Origin of the sequence: Phaeodactylibacter xiamenensis (assembly GCF_965229835.1) — a bacterium.
Lineage (GTDB): Bacteria > Bacteroidota > Bacteroidia > Chitinophagales > Saprospiraceae > Phaeodactylibacter > Phaeodactylibacter xiamenensis.
Genome location: NZ_OZ245931.1, coordinates 1,051,837 through 1,071,494 on the forward strand (window position 1 = coordinate 1,051,837; position 19,658 = coordinate 1,071,494).

Genomic DNA, 19,658 nt, shown 5'->3' on the forward strand with positions numbered 1-19,658 from the left:
TCTGGGGTTTTGTCATTCAATATATCTATGTCTGTAATATCCCGTACAGCAAGGCCGCAAAAGCACCGCCGGCCAGCGGCCCCACGATAGGAATCCAGGCATAATCCCAGTTACTGCTGCCTTTGTCCTGTATGGGCAGGATCGCATGTGCGATACGTGGCCCCAGGTCACGCGCCGGATTGATGGCGTAGCCGGTGGTGCCGCCCAGGCTGAGGCCAATGGCTAAAACCACAAGGCTAACGGGCAGTGCCCCCAGAGAGCCTAGTCCAACCGGACGGCTCGGATCACCCACCGGAATGTTAGGGCCGGTGAGAAAAAATACAGCAATCAGAAGCACAAATGTGCCGATGATTTCTGAAAAAAGGTTCGCACCGTTATGGCGGATTTGCGGTATGGTGCTAAACGTGGCCAGCTTGAGTACGGGGTCCTTTGTAGTGCGGTAATGCTGAATATAAGTCAGCCACACACAACTTGCACCCGCAGCAGCCCCAAGCACCTGCGCCAGCACGTAGCCCCCAACCTTCGACCAGGCAAACTTACCACCAACTGCCAAAGCAACGGTCACCGCCGGATTGATGTGCGCACCGCTGTAATCCTGCGCCACCAGGACGCCCACAAAGACCGCCATAGCCCAGCCTACCGTGATAACAATCCATCCCCCGCTATGCCCTTTCGTGTCCTGGAGCACAACGTTGGCGACCACACCATTGCCCAGTAAAATGAGCAAAAAAGTACCAATGAATTCTGCGATAAACGGCGTCATAGGTGCTGGTTTTTGCAGGAAAGATATAAAATATTGGTTGTTTAACGGACTGATCATTACAGGTAGTTGTGGAAACCTTCCTTTCTTTAGACTAAGAATATGTTTACATCATTTCGGGACTAATATCCTGATCTATGCTCCGGAGTACTGTTCGTTTTCTGCCCGAAACCGTAGACCATCGCAAACCATCAAGAACGGCCCTACAAAAAACGGGCAGCGCAGTTTGTGCTTTATAAAATGAACTACCATGAAAATTAAAAGGACCCTTTTCTTTCTGACTGCCTTATGGTGGTTTATCCCCGGACAAGCCCAAAATCCGGGTTCTACTACTCCAAATGTCATCTTCATTTACGCCGATGACCTCGGCTACGGCGACCTAAGCTGCTACGGCGCGGACTCCATCCACACGCCTCACCTGGATCAGATGGCGGCAGAAGGCATAAAATTCACCAATTTCTATGTTACATCTCCGGTCTGCTCTCCTTCCCGTACGGGCCTGCTGACGGGCCGTTATCAGGTGCGCTCCGGTGTCACCCGGGTGTTTTTCCCCAACAGCCTTCAGGGCATTGACAGTACCGAATACACGATGGCGGAGTTATTCAAAGAGGCTGGCTATGCAACAGGGATAATTGGCAAATGGCATTTGGGACACCTGCCGCCTTTCCTGCCCATGGAGCATGGCTTTGATTACTGGTTCGGCATTCCGTACAGTAACGATATGGAGTGGAAGCCCCGCAAAGACCCGCCTTTGCCCCTAATGCGCAATGGTAAAATCATCAGTCAGCCCGCGCATCAGCCTACGCTTACCCAACGGTACACCTCTGAGGCAATCAACTTCATCGCGCGACACCGGGAGCAGCCTTTTTTTCTCTATATCCCGCACACCTTCCCACATAAACCCCTGCATGTCTCTGCCGAGTATGCGGGAACTTCGCCTTACGGCAAATACGGGGACGTGGTGCAGGAACTGGACCGCAGCGTGGGGGAAGTACTGAAGGCTTTAAGGGATTTTGGAATCGCAGAAAACACCCTGGTCGTCTTCAGCAGCGATAACGGACCTGCAGCAAAAGGCGGGGGGAAGACCGGTGGGCTCAGGGGGCACAAAGCAACTACCTATGAAGGCGGGGTCAAAGTTCCGACTCTTGCCTGGTGGCCCGGCAAAATCAAACCGGCACAGGATATCGGTGAGCCCATGCTCATGACCGACTGGCTGCCTACCTTTGCCCGGCTCACAGGCAGACAATTGCCCGAGGACCGCCCCTATGATGGCCAGGATATCAGCGAATGGCTGTTAGAGGGCGGGGAACCGCAGAGCCGTGACTTCTTCTTTTATTTTAATGAGAGCCTGCGCAGTATACGGTCCGGCGACTGGAAATACATGCGCCCGGTTCTGGACAATCCTTACCGGCAGCACCTGGAACCGCATGGCCCGATGTTGTTCAACCTGGTAAAGGATCCAAACGAAACCACGAACCTGATGGAAGATTTCCCGGAAAAAGCCCGGGAACTGGAGCAGCGAATGGTGGCATTCGAGCGCCAAATCCAACCGGTACCTGAACCTAAATTAAAGGCTGTCCCCTTTGATGACCCCCGAAAAAAATAACCCGGGCGAGTAACCCGGGTTAGATTATACGACTTTGTCGGCGCAGGAAGAACTGGCAAAAGCATTAGGTTTTGCTTTGAACACAAAGCCCATGCTCAGGATGTAGCCCATCGCCTCCTTGAGTGCCACATTGGACTGGAACTCCGGGTCGGTATTGATGTCGGCATGGACTTCCAGTTCCACGTTGTGCTTGTCCAGCAGGTCACAAAGGCTGTAGGCCACTTCTACCGACTTGGCTACCTCAGTGATCATACGCTCGCGCAGCCCCATACCGGCCCGCTCCCGAGTGTTGTGAATGAACATAAAGCCGCCTTTCTTTTCGCGCAGAAAAACGATGACGCTCGCAAACTCAATGTGCGTACCCCGCACCTGAGAATCGGAACCAATGCAGACCTTCAGGCGGTGCCCGGCAGCTTTCTCCCGAAGAATCGTTTGCTCTACCGCTTCCTTAATAGGCAACTCAATTCTTTCGCCGTTAAGTTTTCGCCATTTCATGAATAGGATGGATTTTTGACTAAAATACAAATTCCCTAAACCACACAGTGTATGGTTTTTGAAAAATAAAACAGAATTAATATTGGATTAACAACCACCCTAACATTAAAATAAAAGGTGAAGGTTCCCGCCAACGGACTTTTTTGCTGAACTTTTATTTGAAATATGAAAAAATTTAGCCCAAAAACACCCTAAATTACTCTTTTTCAAACACTTACAGCTTTGTCTGTAGGTTGTAAAAAATTTCCCATACCGAAAAACACTTGAAAACCCGGCTCTACGCCATCCTGCTTTACGATAACAAAACCGGGGCAATGCTGTTAAATCACTGTGAATTTGGAAAGACCCGAAATAGACATTGTCTGGCTGAAGCGCGACTTGCGCCTTCACGATCATCCGCCTTTGGAAGCAGCTGCGAAAGGTGGGCGGCCCTTGTTGTTACTCTATTGTTTTGAGCCCGGTTTGCTGCGGCATGCCGACTACAGCGACCGGCACTGGCGCTTCGTCTGGCAATCTCTGCAGTGTATGGAATCCCGCTTGCCCGGCACTCTGCTTATCGCGCACCGGGAAGTACTACCGTTGTTCCAGGATTTGTGCACCTACTATCAGGTTCGTAACATTTACAGTCATGAGGAAATCGGTGTAAAGGCTACTTTTGACCGGGATATTGCCTGTGCCAAATGGTTCAAAGAACTGGGTATCAACTGGCAGGAGGTTCCATTTTCAGGTGTGCAAAGAGGGCGCCCCAACCGGGAGGGGTGGCGGGAACAGTGGTATGACTACATTGAGTCTCCGGTACCTTCCTTTCCGGCCGATAAGCTCCGTTTGATTGAGCTTCCGGAAGCTTTACAAAAGATGCTCGCTGGTCCGCCCCTCCCCAAAGCGTACCAAGAGCCTGACGCCACTTTTCAGCCCGGTGGCGAGCGCAATGCGTGGCGGTATCTGCGCAGTTTTTTTAAAGGTGAAAGGATCAACGGCTACTCCCGTATGATTTCCAAGCCACTGGCCAGCCGCCGGTCCTGCAGCCGGATTTCACCCTATCTGGCGTGGGGCAACATCAGTCTGCGGCAAGCATATCAGTACAGCTGGCAGCACCGGCATTTGGTGACGGATAAGCGCGACCTCAACAACTTCCTGTCCCGCCTGCGCTGGCGCGACCATTTTATACAGAAATTTGAAAGCGAGTGCCGAATAGAGTTTGAAAATTTCAACCCCGCCTTTAACCACCTGCGCACCGAAACAGATGAAGCATTGGTAGAAGCCTGGAAGACCGGGCAGACAGGCTTCCCACTGGTAGATGCCGCAATGCGCTGTGTGAACGCCACCGGCTATATCAACTTCCGGATGCGGGCCATGCTGGTTTCCTTCCTTACGCACACCCTGTGGCAGCCCTGGCAGGCAGGAGCGCATCATCTGGCCAGGCAATTCCTGGACTTTGAGCCGGGCATCCACTACCCTCAATTCCAGATGCAGGCCAGCACGACGGGCATTCATACCATCCGGGTTTATAATCCGGTATTTAACTCCCGGAAACATGATCCCCACGGAGACTTTATCCGGCAGTGGGTACCAGAGCTGGCCAGGCTGCCCGATGATTACATTCATGCGCCATGGGAAATCCCCCCACTTGAGCTACAGTTTATTGGTTTTGAGCTGGGGAAGGACTATCCCAATCCGATTGTGGACCTAAAAAAAGCCATGCGCTATGCCAGCGATCAGCTCTGGGGGCTTAAGGACAGTCAAACTGCCCGGAAAGAGGGTGCCCGCATCAAAGCAAGGCATGTGAACCCGGGAGAGCGGCGGCAGGAATAAATACTACAGGTATATGTCCATGATAACCAATACACCGAATAGAAGGCTGGCAATGCCGTTGGTGGTAAAGAAGGCAATATTAACCTTGCTGAGGTCATCCGGGCGTACCAGAGTATGCTGGTAGAAAAGCAATCCGAGAAAAATGGCAGCAGCCAGCCAATGCAGCCACTGAAATTCCGGGTAAGCGGACTGTAGTTGCCAGGCCGCGGCGAGTATAAAAAAGGCGCTTCCGGCATGCAGGAAATTCGAAAGGCGAAGTGCCCCCGGGCGCCCCATTTTCACCGGCACAGAGTTTAGAGACAGGGAGCGGTCGAAGTCATCGTCCTGCAAGGCATAAATGATATCAAAGCCGGACACCCATAGTAAGACAGCCCCCGAATACAGCACCGGGATCAGATCGAACTGCCCCATGACCGAGAGGTAAGCCCCGATCGGGGCGAGTGAGAGCCCCAGCCCAAGCACAAAATGGCAAAGGAAGGTAAACCGCTTGGTGTAACTGTAGCCTAAAATGACCAGCAGGGCTACCGGTGAAAGCAGGAAACACAGGAGGTTAATAAACCAGGTCGTTGCGATGAAAAGCAAGCTGTTGATGAAGACAAAAGACAGAGCAGCTTTGGGGGAGATCACACCAGCTGGAATTTCCCGGGTGGCGGTGCGGGGGTTTTGCTCATCGATATCCCGGTCGAGGTAGCGGTTGAAAGCCATAGCCGCACTACGGGCGAAAACCATGCAAAGTACCACAAGGATAAACAGCCGGAAGCTAAGCCCACCTCCAGACTCGAGGGTAGCCAGAAAGAAGCCAAGCAAAGCGAATGGCAGGGCAAAGATAGTATGGCTGAATTTGACCAGCGAGAGGTAGTTCTTCATGCCGCAAAAATACGAAAGCCCGCAAAACCATACGGATTTGCGGGCCTCTTTATTTATTTGACTATTGAAAGTCTTTTGAGCTTACTGTGTTACTGCAGGAGTAGCATCACCAGCCGCAGGCGTTACATCACCCTTGAGGTAGATGAAGCTCTGTGGTGGGTTGGTATTTGCAGTAATCGTCACCTTCTGGTTACGCTTACCTTTCTTATTCTTAGAGTTGAACTCAACGGTGATTTCGCCGGTAGCACCCGGAGCGATTGGCTCCCGTGGCCAGCTTGGAACAGTACAACCACAGCTGCCTTTAGCATTGCTAAGGATCAACGGCTCGTCGCCGGTGTTGGTAAAAGTATACGTGTGAGAAACTTTCTCGCCTTCGTTAACGGTACCGAAATCGAACTCTGTTTCTTCAAAGGTCATAGTTGTTGTCGGGCCAGCAGGAGCAGCAGGCTGAGCGGCAGCAGGCTGAGCGGCAGCCTGATCAGCAGGCTGTACAGTGTTAGCAGACAGGTCCTCGCGAGCTTCTTCCTGAGCCGCACTCTCGCTGTTGTTACAGCTTGCTACAAAACCTACCGCCAACAGGGCGAACATCAGAACTTTGATTTGCTTCAACATTTTACTTTAGTTTTGGATTTAAGTTAAAAGTGGGAACAATGGGTTTTATAAATAGTTCTCCCGGCCAATTCCCTTTTTTTGAACAGCTACAAAGGTAGGGAATGCTACAGAAGCTCCCGTTAATCAGCATTGAAGTTTTGTTAACGAGCTGTTAATCCGAATTCTTGCCCGTTTGCGTATCATTTTGTGCGCAACCTCCGTGAATCTTTGTCAAAGATATGTAGAAGGTTATCCAACAGGCAGGTATCTTCGTACTAAATCGTTACTTTTAATTTAATGAAAAGCCTCACTGTTACGATATTCCTGTTGCTGGCAGGCCTGACAACCAAATATGCACAGACCGTCAAGCTCGATGAGCTGACCATCGAGGATGGGCTGACGCAGGGTATGATACACGATATCATTCAGGACAGCCTTGGCTTTATGTGGTTTGCCACAAAAGATGGGCTCAACCGCTATGATGGCTATGATTTTAAGTTGTACAGCCATTTCCCCTCAGATTCCTTTTCGCTTTCCGGGCATGTTGTAAATTTTTTATTCGAAGACTCCTATGGAAGGATATGGGTTGGCACGCACAACAACGGGCTTAATATTTTTGACCGCACACAAGAGCGTTTTTACAAACTGGGCTATGACGAGGTGCCAGCTGTTGGGCTCAATTCCAATCGTATATTCAGTGTCGAACAGGAGAATGATAGTATTTTCTGGATAGGCACTGGCCGGGGCTTGTGCCGGCTCGTTGTCCCTGAAGGCGAAGCGCTTTGGGAAGGATTGGAAAGTGCCCAACTCAGCAGCAGAATCAAAAGCTATCCCATCGAGCCTGTCCAAAACCCTAACCTCAACAGTGTAGCCACCTGCCTGTCGCCCGTATCTGATACGCTCTATTTTGCCATCAGCAACCGGCTTTTCCGGTTGGACCGGACCAACTATCGGGAATGGGAAGAGATGTCTGACGAAGTTAATGCCTTTAACATCGAAACCCCCTTCGGTTTCCGAAGCATGGAAATGACCAAAGATGGATATCTGATCTTACCCACTAATCAGGAAATCAAAATTTACCATGAAGGCAAGAGCTGGGATATCCCACTTCCTGAACAACTCCGGGGCTTCCTCCCGGATGTCACCATCGACCAATCAGGTACGGCATGGGGGGTGTCAGCAGGATTGTATAAAATTCACCCTCAGCGGGAACCCGGGCACCAACTTGAAATTCTTTTCACTACTAAGGCTTCTTATTTCACGCCCACTGTATACGTTGACCGTTCAGGGGTCGTATGGCTGGGCACCAATGGCTATGGCATCCGGAAGTACAACCCCTCCAATGCCCGGTTCAACCATTTGATGCCCGGCACCAGTACCCGGCAACTCTATACTGACCTAAAAGGCAGGTGCTGGGTTTGGGTAGCTGTTTCATTGAAGGTTCTGAACCCTGAAGATGGCATATATGAGTTGCCCCCCGGTTTCCCTTCCTGGATAGAGAAAGCCACCTGGGTCATTAACCCGGAGCCTGATATTTTCTGGTTTCATTACCCGATTATTGAAAAACAAACTGCGCTGATAAAAATTAATGAACGAACCGGTGAAGTCCAATCCTATCCCTACACCTGCAAGCCCAACCCCGATTCGCCCCTGCTCATAGACCGTGAAGGCGATATTTGGTTCTCCAGCATGGACGGACAGCTCGTCATTTTCCAGCCTGACACAGAAACTTTTCATTACTACTCCATGTCAGACTGGTTTGACGAACGACAGGAAAACGCCGCCATCACTGCCTTTTACTACGCAGATGAATCGGATGTGGCCTGGGCGGGCACACAGTATGGACTGCTGCGTTTACAGCGCACGTCAACAAACAGCTTTGACCACCGGGTTTACGATTTTGACCACAATAACCCACAGAGTATTAGCGAAAACTATGTACTAAGTATTTGCAGCCGCCCCGGAGAAACCAACAAACTCTGGATTGGCACAAAGGGTGGCGGGTTAAACCAATTGGACACACATACCGGGACCTTCAAAGCGATTACGACAAAAGATGGGCTGCCCAATAATGTAACCTATGGCCTGCTCCCGGATGAGGAAGGCTATCTTTGGATTACCACCAACCGCGGGCTGTCAAGGTACCATCCTGAGCAGGGTACTTTTAAGAACTACACCTCTGCCGATGGGCTTCAAAGCAATGAGTTCAACACTTCGTCCTACCATCGGGCAAGAGACGGGCGTTTCCTTATCGGGGGAGTCAATGGCGTACATGTGTTCCACCCCAAAGAGGTCAAGCTGAGCAGTCTGCCACCCAAAGTTTACCTTACCGGGCTAAACATTAATAACATACCCTGGCGGAAGGCCATTGGGGAAGATAATGCCCTCAAACCTATTGAGTTCATCGGTCATATCCAGCTCAGGCACCATCAGGACCAGCTCTTTTTCCAGTTCGCAGCTCTGGATTACGCCGCATCGCAAAACAACCGGTACCGCTATCAGATGGCCGGGCTGGATGATGCCCCCGTTGATGCGGGGACACGGCGGGAGGTAGCCTATGCCAACCTTGCGCCCGGGCAGTATACTTTTCAGGTGTGGGGTGCCAACAATGAGGATATCTGGAGCACAGAACCAGCAATATTGAAAATCACCATTAGCCCTCCCTGGTGGGCTACCAACTGGGCTTACCTCTTGTACCTGGGGTTGTTTTTTACATTATTTTATGCTGCCTACCGCTTCCAGGTCAACCGGGACCGCCTGAAGACACAGCTGGCTTATGAGCAGCGCGAAGCCGAGCGTCTTGCCGCACTGGACCGGATGAAGTCCAACTTTTTTTCCAATATCACCCATGAATTCCGAACTCCGCTCACGCTGATTTTAGAACCGGCAAGACGGCTTGAGGCACAGCTGAAAAATAAGAATGGCCAAAAATGGGCAGAGCTCATCATCAGCAACAGTGAGCGCATGCTCCAACTGGTGAACCAGCTTTTAGATATCAACCGGCTCGAGGAAGGACTGATCTCCGTAAAGCTGCAGCAGGCAGACCTGAATCAGTTGCTTACCTCCATATTAAAGGACTATGAAGGCGCGGCTCAGGATAAAGCTATTCAACTTGAGCTGGAAATCACCGGACGGCCACACCTTAAGTGGGTGGAGATTGATTCGGAGAAAGTCAGCAAAATTGTTCATAACCTGCTGTCAAATGCTTTAAAATTCACACCGCAGGGCGGTGAGATCACTCTCTCAGCAACCGGTATGCCCGACCGCCAAAAAGTTGAAATCAGCGTAAAGGATACCGGGCCCGGCATTGCCCCGGAGCACCACGAGCGGATATTCGACCGTTTTTACCAGGTTGATGACTCTTCCACAAGGTCTGTCGGCGGGACGGGCATTGGGCTTGCTCTTTGCAATGAGCTGGCGCAAAAGCTTGGCGGCAGTATCCACATGGACAGCGAACCCGGTAAAGGGTCAAGATTCACCCTTCTATTTCCATTGCACTCCATTCTTGACGGCGGTAAGGCTACCGGAGGAGACAGGGCAACCGGTGAAACGCCCCAACAATCCATTCCTGCCGCCCTGCAACAGGGCACTACGATTCTGATAGTAGAAGACAATAAAGACCTCCGCGACTTTTTGTGCAGTATTCTTGGAGAAGACTTTGAACTGACGACTGCACAGGATGGAGTCGAAGGTTTGCAGATGGCCACTGCCACTCAGCCGGATATCATTATCAGCGATGTGATGATGCCACGATTGGATGGTTATGCAATGACGGCTCAGCTGAAAGCGGACATTCGCACCAGCCACATTCCTGTAGTGATGCTGACGGCCAAATCTGCGCTTAAGAGCCGGCTGACCGGGCTCAAAACGGGGGCAGATGCCTATTTGTCCAAGCCATTTTATGCGGAGGAGCTGATGGCTCAAATCCACAATTTGCTGGAGCAGCGCGCCCGGCTGCAGCTATACTTTACAGGAGAAAATGAAGAGGTATCTGCCCCCGATATTCCAGACATTGAACATCAGTTCCTGCAAAAAGCTTACGCCGCAATGGACGACCACCTTGCCGATGAGCAGTTTTCCGTTGAGCAGCTGAGCAATGCCCTCTTCCTCAGCCGGTCTCAGTTGCACCGCAAGCTAAAAGCGCTGACTGGTCAGACTGCATCAGAGTTCCTGCGCAACTACCGGCTTAAAAAAGCCCTGGAGCTGCTTCGCCAACCCGGCCTCTCCATTGGAGAAGTCAGCCATAAAGTTGGCTTTGGCAGCCCTCAGTACTTTGCTACAAAATTTAAGGAAAGATATGGCTACTCTCCCAGCGAAGCCTCTGGAAAAGCCTGATTTCCAGCAAAAAAGACCGCAATGCAACATAAATGAACAAGATTGCAACATATGTTAACGCACTCTATGCCGTTGTACCCTAAATTTGTACTAACAGTTGCCAGAGCACTACTAAACAGTGTGCAACTAAATTGTCCCAACACAACACAAAAGCAACAAGCAAGGGGGAATCGACAAAATATCGATTCAATATTTCGGGAAGCCATTTCGGCTTCCCTTTTTTTATGGGCTGTTTTTCTTATCCGTTAGCAACAGCTGCTTCTTCGGGCAGAAAGAAACGCTTTTTGAGGTAAGGCACGAGATCGCGGTTTTTCAGCGTGGTATTGGACGGACCGGTGCGCCGGAAAAAAATATATTCATATTGGGTAGGAACTTTAGGCTGCTTCTTTTTGCCCTTTTGCTTTTTTGATTTCGGTTTGCCGTTGGCCGCAGGTTGGGGTAAGGCTACGGGCGTAAATACAGGTACCTTGCTTGGCGTGCAGTCGATACGGAGGATTGTTTTTCCATTGATTTCATCACCATATACGTCAATAAGGTCACAATGCTCTTTGCCCAGCTTGTCCAAAATATGGTTAATCAGGCTCGTCACGGCCTGGTCCAGCGACTCCGTATCCAAGCCGTTAAGCCCGAGTACTTCTCCATCATTCTTAATGCCCAGCAGTATACTGCCGCCCTCAGAGTTGAGCATTGCCGCTACCGTTCTGAGTATAACCGCCTTTGCCCCGGGGCTACGATTGTAGGAAGCTTTGAACTCTACTTTAACATTTTCGCCCCGGCTAACCAGTACAGCTGACGAACGCTGCAGGTTGTGAGAAAGGTATTTGATGATCTGATTCGTCAGACGGCGCAATATATTGACTTTGGCTTCTGCTGACAGCTCCTCCTGTTCAAAGAAAACAGAACGGGGAAAGGCCAGCAGTCTGGATTTGTCCAGTGCAACCACGCTGCCTGTCCGGTGCTCGTTGCTAAAAAATGCCACTTCACCAAAGACTTCGCCAGGGTGCATGATCTTGTTGTGATAATTCTGAAGGTGCAGCTCAAAACGGCCTTCCATGATCAGGAAAAAATGCCGCATTTTCTGGTCTGACTGGTCAAATACCAGGCTATTCTTGTGATACGACCGTAGCCTTGCCGAGCGGGCCAGGCATTGCAGGTCTTCCCTTGAAATACCTTCGAAAAGTTGGTGCTCAGCAAGGACAGTAAAGATTTGCTCGTTTGTCATTCTGGTAGATTTTAGGAGATGTACATTTTACAATGGCAATATAACACAAAAAACCTGCTCCAGCACTGCTCAAACGTCAGAAACTTTCTTCCCCTGACTCAAATGCTCAAAACTTCACGAATGGATTGATCCAGAATTCTAATCCCCTGATCAAGCTCCGCCTGCGTAATGGTCAACGGAGGAGCGATACGGAATACTCCGCCGTAGCCTTTGATGCGGACGATGTTCATACTCAGCCCGTTTTTCAGGCATTGCTCTGCAATTTTGCTGCCCAGCTCGGGGTCTGGCGTTTTAGATGCCCGGTCTTTCACAATTTCCATCCCCAGCAACAGCCCCCTGCCTCTGACATCCCCTATGCATTCGTAGCGCTCCTGCAATTCCTCAAGCCCTCTTTTGAGGTGATTCCCCATTTTCTGAGCGCGTTCCTGCATCTTTTCTTCCACCAGAATGGACAGCACCGTCACGCCCACTTCAGCGGGTAATGGATCAGATACATGGGAAGTAACACTGATAAAGCCTTTATCGTAGCAATCCTGCTCCAGCGTGTCGCTGGTAACCACGGCAGAAAGCGGCAGCCCTCCACCGAGCGTTTTGGAGAGCGTAAGAAAATCGGGCACGACCCCACTTTGCTCAAAGCCAAAGTTATCGCCCAGCCGGCCAACTCCGGTTTGAGCCTCATCAAAAATGAGCAGCAGGCCACGGGCATCACAATGCGCTTTCAGGGCTTTCAGGTATTCCGGAGTCAGTTCGATGATGCCCGCCGCACTCAGCACCGGCTCCACAATCACCGCCGCATAAGCCCCAACGGACTGCCGGTCGACGAGGTCCATGCCTACATCGAGACAGGTGTTGTCGCATTGCCCGGAGCAGTGCTTCACCGGGCACCGGTAACTGTTCGGCGCAGGAATAGCGTAACTGCCGGGCATAACCGGGCCATAAGACCGGCGCGTGAGGGAGTAGGTATGGGACTGTGCACCTGCTGTCATGCCATGCCAGGAACCCGTGAACCCAATCACCTCAAAGCCGCCCGTTGCCAGCTTCGCCATACGAATGGCCATTTCATTGGATTCGCCCCCGGTGGAGAGGAACATAGCCCGGGAAAGCTCAGGCGGCAGCAATTCCGCTAAACGCCGGGACAGCTCAATGACGGATGGCGACAACATCGCGCTCAGCAAGTGAATGGAAGACTGTGTGCCCCGGTGCAAGGCCTCCACGATGCGAGGATGGCTGTGGCCAAAGATGGCACACATTTGCCCGGAAGTAAAATCCAATATCTGACGCCCGTCATCGGTATACAGGTAGGCTCCCGATGCTTTGGTGATCAGGACATCACTGAAATTTTCACAGTAGCGGATGAGGTGCTGCTCGGCTTCCTGAAGCCATTCGGGGCGGGTGGACTCGGTGCTCATGCTTTTTTCCGGAAATATCTCCTTTTCCTGATTCCCGGAATAGGAAAAAACGTTTTTTCTGATATTCAGCTATTTCTGCTTACTGAGGTTTTTATGCTGTGGCTTACTCCCCATCCAATTTGATCATCGTACCAAATTCCTCAAGCACGATCTGCGCCCGCAAGTCTCCGCTATCAAGGTCCAGCTGATAGATCACCTTGAAGGGCGGGGATTCGCCATAGCAAAGGTAGCTGTTGCTGGCGGTATGCAGGGTTTGCAGCTGTTCTGACAACTGCCCGATCGCAAGGTTCTCAGCCGATAGCTCAGTGTAGGACAACCCGTCCGCACCCCGGAATTGCACCTCGTACAGCCGATAGCCGAATTGATTCTCCGGGAAGGTCAGGGCAAACATCCGTCCGGCATCCGGGTCTGGGACAAAGCCAAAAAGCCGCTGCGGGAAAGTGTCTCGAGCCACCAGATCCTTCGTAACATTATCGTAAATCGTAGCCGTGTACAGCCGTTCGGTGAACCCCTGATTGACCTGCCCCATGAAAACAAAGTAATTTTCAGAAGGGCTGTAGACGAAGTCGTTCAGCAAATCAAATCCCAGAGGGAAAGTATCCAAAGCTACGCTTAAAGACCGGGCTGCCAGGTCAATACCGTACACGCGCCCTTCCAGCCCGCTGTACAGGAAGTACTCATCGCTGTTCCGGCCCTCCTGTAAGAAGAGGGACCCCTCAATTTTCTGTCCAGTCTCCGGATCATTCAGTGCAAGCCTCGTGGTGTCGAAGGTGGTCAGGTCCTGCACCACCAGATTAACCCCATTGAAATCGGTGTAAAGGTGCCGGTTGCCGGAAAAGTCATTCAGGCGGTTAACCCCAATGGGCAACTGAAAACTCGCTGCGGGCCGTACGGTTTCCGGTATGGTGTCCCAATTGCCGGTTGCTAATTCGATCACAGCTTCCCATCGCTGGTTCACATCATCGCGCTGCATCGTGCTGTACACGCAGCAATTTGGATTATACTCCACTGGCGCACGCATATCGCTATCGTCATCGCATGCCATGTAGGCCAAAGTGGTTAGCGCAAAAAAGAAAAGTAAAAGACGGGATTGGTTCATCATCAGGTGAGCTGCTTTTTGGCAAAGATAGATCATTTTTTCAGGGGAGTAAACCGCTGCACGGCTGAGAATGTTGTTCCTGCCCGATGGAATCCGGGATTTTCGCTACTTTGGCGGCACCGATAAACTGCTGAGTTATGCACCTTATTGTACTTTCCGGCCCTACAGCAAGTGGTAAGACACGGCTCGCCATTCAACTGGCGCAGCACTACGATACCGTTATTGTCTCCGCCGACAGCCGTCAGTTTTTCCGGGAGATGACGATTGGGACCGCCAAGCCTGATACAGAGGAACTGGCAGCCGCTAAACATTACTTTATTAACAGCCACAGCATAGAAACCAACTACAGCGTAGGGCAATACGAGACTGAGGCTCTGGAGTTGCTGCAGGAGCTTTTCACTAAACACGAGGTCGTTATCCTCACCGGCGGCAGCGGGCTCTACCTGAAAGCCGTTTGTGAAGGGCTGGATACTTTTCCGGAAGTCCCCAAAGCGGTGCAGGCAGGTGTGGAGGCCGACTTTCGTGCCCATGGGCTTGCCTACCTGCAGGAAGCCCTTAAAGCCGCCGACCCGGACTACTACGGTGAGGTGGACCTTGACAACCCGCACCGGCTTATACGTGCCTTGTCCGTTTACCGTTCCAGCGGAAAGCCCTTTTCCCGCTTTCGCCAAAAAGCAGCTGGGCAGCGCCCCTTCCACCCTATCTATCTGCAGCTACAGTGGCCAAGAGCAACGCTTTACGAGCGCATCAACCAACGCGTGGACCTGATGCTGAAAGCCGGACTCCTGGAGGAAGCCCGCTCCTTATTCCCTAAACGCCACCTCACTGCCCTGCAGACCGTTGGCTACCAGGAATTATTCGACTACTTCAGCCAGCAAACCGCGCTGGAGGAAGCCGTAGAACTCATCAAGCGCAACAGCCGCCGCTACGCTAAACGGCAGATGACGTGGTTTCGAAGAGATGGGTTTTGGAAGCTTTTCCACCCTTCTGAATGGGATGCGGTCCGAAAATACACAGACCAGGCCATACAATACCGATTGTCATGGTCGCAAGAGCGTCACGAGGACCAGGCAGATGGCAAGCTCTATCAGGAGGACAACTGCATCGCCCGATTTCAACGCACCCTGCGCAAAGATCAAAGCCTGACAGTGGCCCATAAGGCTCCGCCCCTTCCCTTGTCCTGGATACTCTGGCATCAAGTCCGGCTCCTTACGCTGGAGGATGAAGCCGCATTTATGCACACGGACTTGCCCACTGATGAATTAAACTGGCCGATTGCCCTACCGGAAAGCCTCCCAAACTGGATGCAAACCACGATCTCTCCCACGGGCAGTACCTACCGCATCCCCAGATAAGGAAGTCACCAACAAACTATCCCCATCCTTATGCGTTCCCTCTTTGAATCAAGCACCTCAGTGTGCCCTTTTCCAAACCGATGACTGCCCTGTCTGCTGGCACATCGGTTTTCAATTTCCAGACCTTTTCCTAAGCATGAGCCCACTTCAAAGCGTACTTAACGGCTACAGGCAAGTTCCCCGCCATGTCATCTATCTGATTGTGGCGCAGTTTTTTGTGCAGGGCATCAATACGGCTTTCTTTCTGCTCCTCAATTACTACATGGCAGAGGAAGGCTTTGCAGATTATGAAGTCGCGGAAGTACTTTCCTACCGGTTCCTGGCGGTCTTTTGCCTGGCTTTCCCAATCGGTTTGTTCATCAAAGGGCGGCGTTTGAAGCCCTTCTTTTACGTGGCTACGGTTGCCACACCGGTCATGTCGCTGGTGTTGCTGCACGCTATTGGAGAAGGCTGGACGCAGGTGGTGAATGCTTCTGCCATGCTCTGGGGGCTGGCTTATACCTGCATGCAAATCACGGTGCTGCCTTTTATTTTGCTGAATGCCCGCAAAGAGGCCCACTCGGAGGCCATTTCGCTTTCTTTTTTGTCCTTCTCCGGTACCATTTGCCTGATCGGTATTGGTAATTTCATCCTGACTCAGATCGACCCGGCATTTTTTACGGAAAAGCGGGTACTTCAAGGCATCTCTGTTTTGGGGCTCACCGGTGCCTTCTTTGTCTCCCGGATTCGGGTGCCGGAACAGCTGTCGCAAAAAGTACCCTTCCGGAAAGTGCTGCGCGGATATGACTGGGGGACGATTTTCAAAGCCCTCACGCCTACCCTGATCATAGCCGTTGGTGCCGGTTTTACCATACCCGTTATCAATCTGTTTTTCCTCAATGTGCATGGGCTGCCCTCCGATCAGTTCTCGCTGGTAGGCTCCCTGACTTTTTTCCTGGTCGCCATGACGGTGGCCATCATGCCGTATGTCCGGCGCAGTTTCGGATACAAGGTCGCCATTACCTTTTTTCAGTCGGCTTCCATTTTTATGCTGTTTGCCCTGGCCACCACGGAGTACTATGCCCACCTGCCATTTGCCCTGGGCATTGCCATCGGAGCCTATGTGCTGCGACAGCCCCTTATGAGTGCTGCGGCGCCCATGACTTCCGAACTGACGATGTACTACGTAGGCCCCAGAAACCAGGAAATCATGAGTGCCCTCAACGCTTCTGTCTGGTCAGGCAGCTGGTTTGTTTCCATGAAACTGTTCGGCTGGCTGCGGCAAATGGAGTTCCGCTATGTTAGCATTTTCCTGATTACCGTCGCCATGTACATTGTGGGCGTGGCCTGGTATGCCTACCTCATCCGGCAGTATGAACGGGAGCGGCAGGGGGAACATTCTGAAGGTGAGCGAACCAAGCTAAAACCGGTGGAAGCAGGGAATAAAAGCCCGTAAATCCAAGCAAAAAATCTACATCGCCGGAAGCATAAAAAGCAAATCCCGTTTGCCGACAAGAATCATCAGCAGACAGTGACAAAAGTCACCCGCCTGCCCTTCACGGTATCGTACATTTATGGCACAAAACAAACGAAAGACAACTGTTTTTCTAGTTCGCAAAAGGTAAACGGCCCGGGCCGTAACCAATGAAAAAAGCCAAACATGCCGACCGTTAGCACTAAGCCAATGACACAAGGGGCTGTGCCCAATACCTCACCCGCGTGTTACCACTGTGGTGAGCCCTGTGCGCCCACTCATATTCAGCTGGACGACAAAGACTTCTGCTGCGAAGGTTGCAAGACGGTCTTCGAAATACTGGATGATAATGGCATGTGCCGTTATTACGATCTTGATGAGCAGGCTGGTATGAGCCTCAAAGGCAAAAAGCAGGCTGCTTTCGCCTATCTGGACGATCCTGATGTCCGGGAAAAGCTCATCGATTTTGCCAATGACGATCAGACCCGCGTTACCTTCTTCATTCCCGCCATCCACTGCGCTTCCTGCCTTTGGCTGCTGGAAAACCTCTACAAGTTCAATCCTGGCATTCAGGCCACTACCGTCAACTTCGTTAAAAAGGAAGTATACGTCACTTTTGACGAGTCAGTGATCAGCCTCCGGCAACTGGTCGAACTGCTGGACAGCATTGCCTACACGCCTGCCATCAACCTGAGCAATCTGGACGGTAGCCAAAAACCATTGGTCGACCGCTCCTTTTACTACAAATTTGGGGTGGCTGGTTTTGCGTTTGGCAATATCATGCTGCTCAGCTTCCCGGAATACCTGGGACTGGACAAGACCCTGGAAGGCGAGTTTTTCCAGCTGTTTGGGTATCTGAATATCCTTTTAGCCCTGCCCCTGGTCTTTTATTCTGGCAGCGACTACCTCAAATCCGCATGGCTGGGCCTGAAAAACCGCAACCTGAATATTGACGTGCCGATTGCACTGGGCGTATTGACTCTTTTCGGCCGTTCCGCATTCGAAATTCTGACCCATACCGGAGCCGGCTACCTCGACAGCCTTGCCGGGCTCGTTTTTTTCCTGCTGGCTGGCAAATGGTTTCAGCAACGGACGTACCACAGCATCTCTTTCGAACGCGATTATAAGTCTTATTTCCCTATTGCGGCCCATCGCAAAAACGAAGACGGCAGCACCACATCCACCACCCTCGACAAGCTGGACCCGGGCGACATCATAGAAGTCAAAAATGGCGAGCTTATTCCTGCCGATGGTGTCCTGCTTAACGGAGAAGCAGCGATTGACTACAGCTTTGTGACCGGCGAATCCGAACCCGTTGGGCGTAACAGCGGGGAGAAAGTCTATGCCGGGGGGCGGCAAACCGGCAGCAGCATTGAAGTCAGCCTTACCCGCCGCGTTTCCCAGAGCTATCTGACTCAGCTGTGGAACGATGAAGCCTTCACCAAGGCCACCGATTCCCGTACCAGTGAACTCGCTAACCGCGTGGGCAAATACTTCACCTTTGCCATTCTGATTATCGCCTTCACCACGCTGGGCTACTGGCTGCAGTACGATACCGGCCTGGCGGTTAACGCCTTTACAGCAGTACTGATCATCGCCTGCCCCTGTGCCGTGGCCCTTGCAGTGCCCTTTATTTTCGGTAATGCACTGCGCGTGCTGGCCCGCAACCGGTTTTTCCTGAAAAATACGGCAGTAATAGAAGCAGTAAGCAATGTACAATCCATCATTTTTGATAAAACCGGCACCCTCACCGATCGCCATCAGAGTTCGATCCACTTTGAGGGAGCTCCGCTTGATGCCCACGAAAAGCAAATGGTACGTGCTCTGTTAAAGCCTTCAAGTCATACCCTGAGCCAGCAAATCGTAGCCTATCTCAGTGCTGATGAACCGGCTCAGGACACCGCTTTGTACCCGGTATCCAACTGGGAAGAGGTAGTTGGGCAAGGTGTAGCCGGCAACGTATCCCATTATCATTTAAAAGCTGGCTCTGCTGCATTTATGGATAAGAAAGTGGCTGCAGAAAGCGGGGTGTATATCCAAATCAACGGGCAGGTAAGAGGTGCGTTCCGGCTGGAAAACCATTTCCGTACTGGTCTTTGGGAAGTGGTACACTACTTCGCTCAGCACGCACGCCTTTTTCTCCTCTCTGGTGACAACGACCGGGAACGGAGCTTGCTGGAACCTGCATTCGAAGGCAAAGGGGAAATGTTTTTCCGGCAGAGCCCGCAGGACAAGCTGCAATTCGTCCGCAAATTGCAGGCGAAGGGAGAAAATGTGATGATGCTGGGCGACGGGCTGAACGACGCCGGTGCGCTGAAGCAGAGCGATGCAGGAATCGTGGTCGCAGAAAATACCAATAACTTCACCCCGGCCTGTGATGCTATCCTCGATGCAGCCCACTTCGACCGCCTGCCCGACTTCGTTGAGTTTGCGCGTAAGAGTATCCGGCTGGTGTACTATGCCTACGGTTTTGCACTCATCTACAATATTATCGGGCTGAGCTTTGCCGTGCAGGGCGCTTTGTCGCCTATTGTAGCAGCGATTTTGATGCCGCTTAGTTCGATAAGTATCGTGTTGTTTGGGACGTTGTCCAGCAACATCCTGGCCCGTAAGCTGAAGCTTTGAGCGCGGCACATACGCACCAATGACGCTTG

At 51.7% G+C, this 19,658-nt stretch carries 13 protein-coding genes; 6 read left to right on the forward strand and 7 right to left on the reverse strand.

Features of this window, described 5'->3' with window-relative positions; translation table 11 throughout:
- Positions 1–25: 25 nt before the first annotated feature.
- Positions 26–763, reverse strand: coding sequence for an MIP/aquaporin family protein (locus ACO08I_RS03905; RefSeq protein WP_282784006.1), 738 nt, complete (start codon positions 761–763; stop codon positions 26–28).
- 247 nt (positions 764–1,010) lie between these two features.
- On the opposite strand from ACO08I_RS03905, the gene ACO08I_RS03910 reads away from it, so the two are divergent.
- On the forward strand, positions 1,011–2,366 hold the full coding sequence (locus ACO08I_RS03910; RefSeq protein WP_282777473.1) for a sulfatase family protein: 1,356 nt from the start codon (positions 1,011–1,013) through the stop codon (positions 2,364–2,366).
- A gap of 24 nt (positions 2,367–2,390) precedes the next feature.
- On the opposite strand, the gene ACO08I_RS03915 is transcribed toward ACO08I_RS03910, so the two are convergent.
- On the reverse strand, positions 2,391–2,861 hold the full coding sequence (locus ACO08I_RS03915) for a ribonuclease H-like YkuK family protein (RefSeq protein ID WP_282777471.1): 471 nt from the start codon (positions 2,859–2,861) through the stop codon (positions 2,391–2,393).
- 336 nt (positions 2,862–3,197) lie between these two features.
- On the opposite strand from ACO08I_RS03915, the gene ACO08I_RS03920 reads away from it, so the two are divergent.
- Entirely contained in the window at positions 3,198–4,673 is a 1,476-nt protein-coding gene (locus tag ACO08I_RS03920; RefSeq protein WP_282777469.1) for a cryptochrome/deoxyribodipyrimidine photo-lyase family protein, read from the forward strand.
- Positions 4,674–4,676: 3 nt separating this feature from the next.
- Here ACO08I_RS03920 and ACO08I_RS03925 read toward each other — a convergent pair whose 3' ends face one another.
- Complete coding sequence (locus tag ACO08I_RS03925) at positions 4,677–5,540, reverse strand: UbiA-like polyprenyltransferase (RefSeq protein ID WP_044227623.1); 864 nt, start codon at positions 5,538–5,540, stop codon at positions 4,677–4,679.
- Positions 5,541–5,621: 81 nt separating this feature from the next.
- Positions 5,622–6,152 (reverse strand): DUF1573 domain-containing protein, encoded by a 531-nt coding sequence (locus ACO08I_RS03930; RefSeq protein ID WP_052516399.1) that lies wholly within the window; start codon positions 6,150–6,152, stop codon positions 5,622–5,624.
- A 276-nt stretch (positions 6,153–6,428) separates the two neighbouring features.
- On the opposite strand from ACO08I_RS03930, the gene ACO08I_RS03935 reads away from it, so the two are divergent.
- Entirely contained in the window at positions 6,429–10,466 is a 4,038-nt protein-coding gene (locus tag ACO08I_RS03935) for an ATP-binding protein (RefSeq protein WP_421948552.1), read from the forward strand.
- A 238-nt stretch (positions 10,467–10,704) separates the two neighbouring features.
- Here the strand turns inward: ACO08I_RS03935 and ACO08I_RS03940 are convergent, their stop codons facing one another.
- The 3 genes from ACO08I_RS03940 to ACO08I_RS03950 all read right to left on the reverse strand — a co-directional run bounded on the left by ACO08I_RS03940 (position 10,705) and on the right by ACO08I_RS03950 (position 14,199).
- A complete protein-coding gene (locus ACO08I_RS03940; RefSeq protein ID WP_282777462.1) occupies positions 10,705–11,688 on the reverse strand; it encodes a cyclic nucleotide-binding domain-containing protein in 984 nt (327 codons plus the stop codon).
- Positions 11,689–11,786: 98 nt separating this feature from the next.
- The gene (locus ACO08I_RS03945; protein WP_421948553.1) at positions 11,787–13,097 is read right to left on the reverse strand and encodes an aspartate aminotransferase family protein; all 1,311 of its coding nucleotides are present in this window, start codon (positions 13,095–13,097) and stop codon (positions 11,787–11,789) included.
- A gap of 103 nt (positions 13,098–13,200) precedes the next feature.
- Positions 13,201–14,199, reverse strand: coding sequence for a hypothetical protein (locus ACO08I_RS03950; RefSeq protein ID WP_421948554.1), 999 nt, complete (start codon positions 14,197–14,199; stop codon positions 13,201–13,203).
- A gap of 134 nt (positions 14,200–14,333) precedes the next feature.
- Between ACO08I_RS03950 and miaA the strand changes: the two genes are divergently transcribed.
- From miaA to ACO08I_RS03965, 3 genes are all read left to right on the forward strand, one after another.
- Positions 14,334–15,551 (forward strand): tRNA (adenosine(37)-N6)-dimethylallyltransferase MiaA, encoded by a 1,218-nt coding sequence (gene miaA / locus ACO08I_RS03955; protein WP_421948555.1) that lies wholly within the window; start codon positions 14,334–14,336, stop codon positions 15,549–15,551.
- A gap of 136 nt (positions 15,552–15,687) precedes the next feature.
- Complete coding sequence (locus tag ACO08I_RS03960) at positions 15,688–16,986, forward strand: hypothetical protein (protein ID WP_282777456.1); 1,299 nt, start codon at positions 15,688–15,690, stop codon at positions 16,984–16,986.
- A 204-nt stretch (positions 16,987–17,190) separates the two neighbouring features.
- The gene (locus ACO08I_RS03965; RefSeq protein WP_282777454.1) at positions 17,191–19,629 is read left to right on the forward strand and encodes a heavy metal translocating P-type ATPase; all 2,439 of its coding nucleotides are present in this window, start codon (positions 17,191–17,193) and stop codon (positions 19,627–19,629) included.
- Positions 19,630–19,658: the final 29 nt, after the last annotated feature.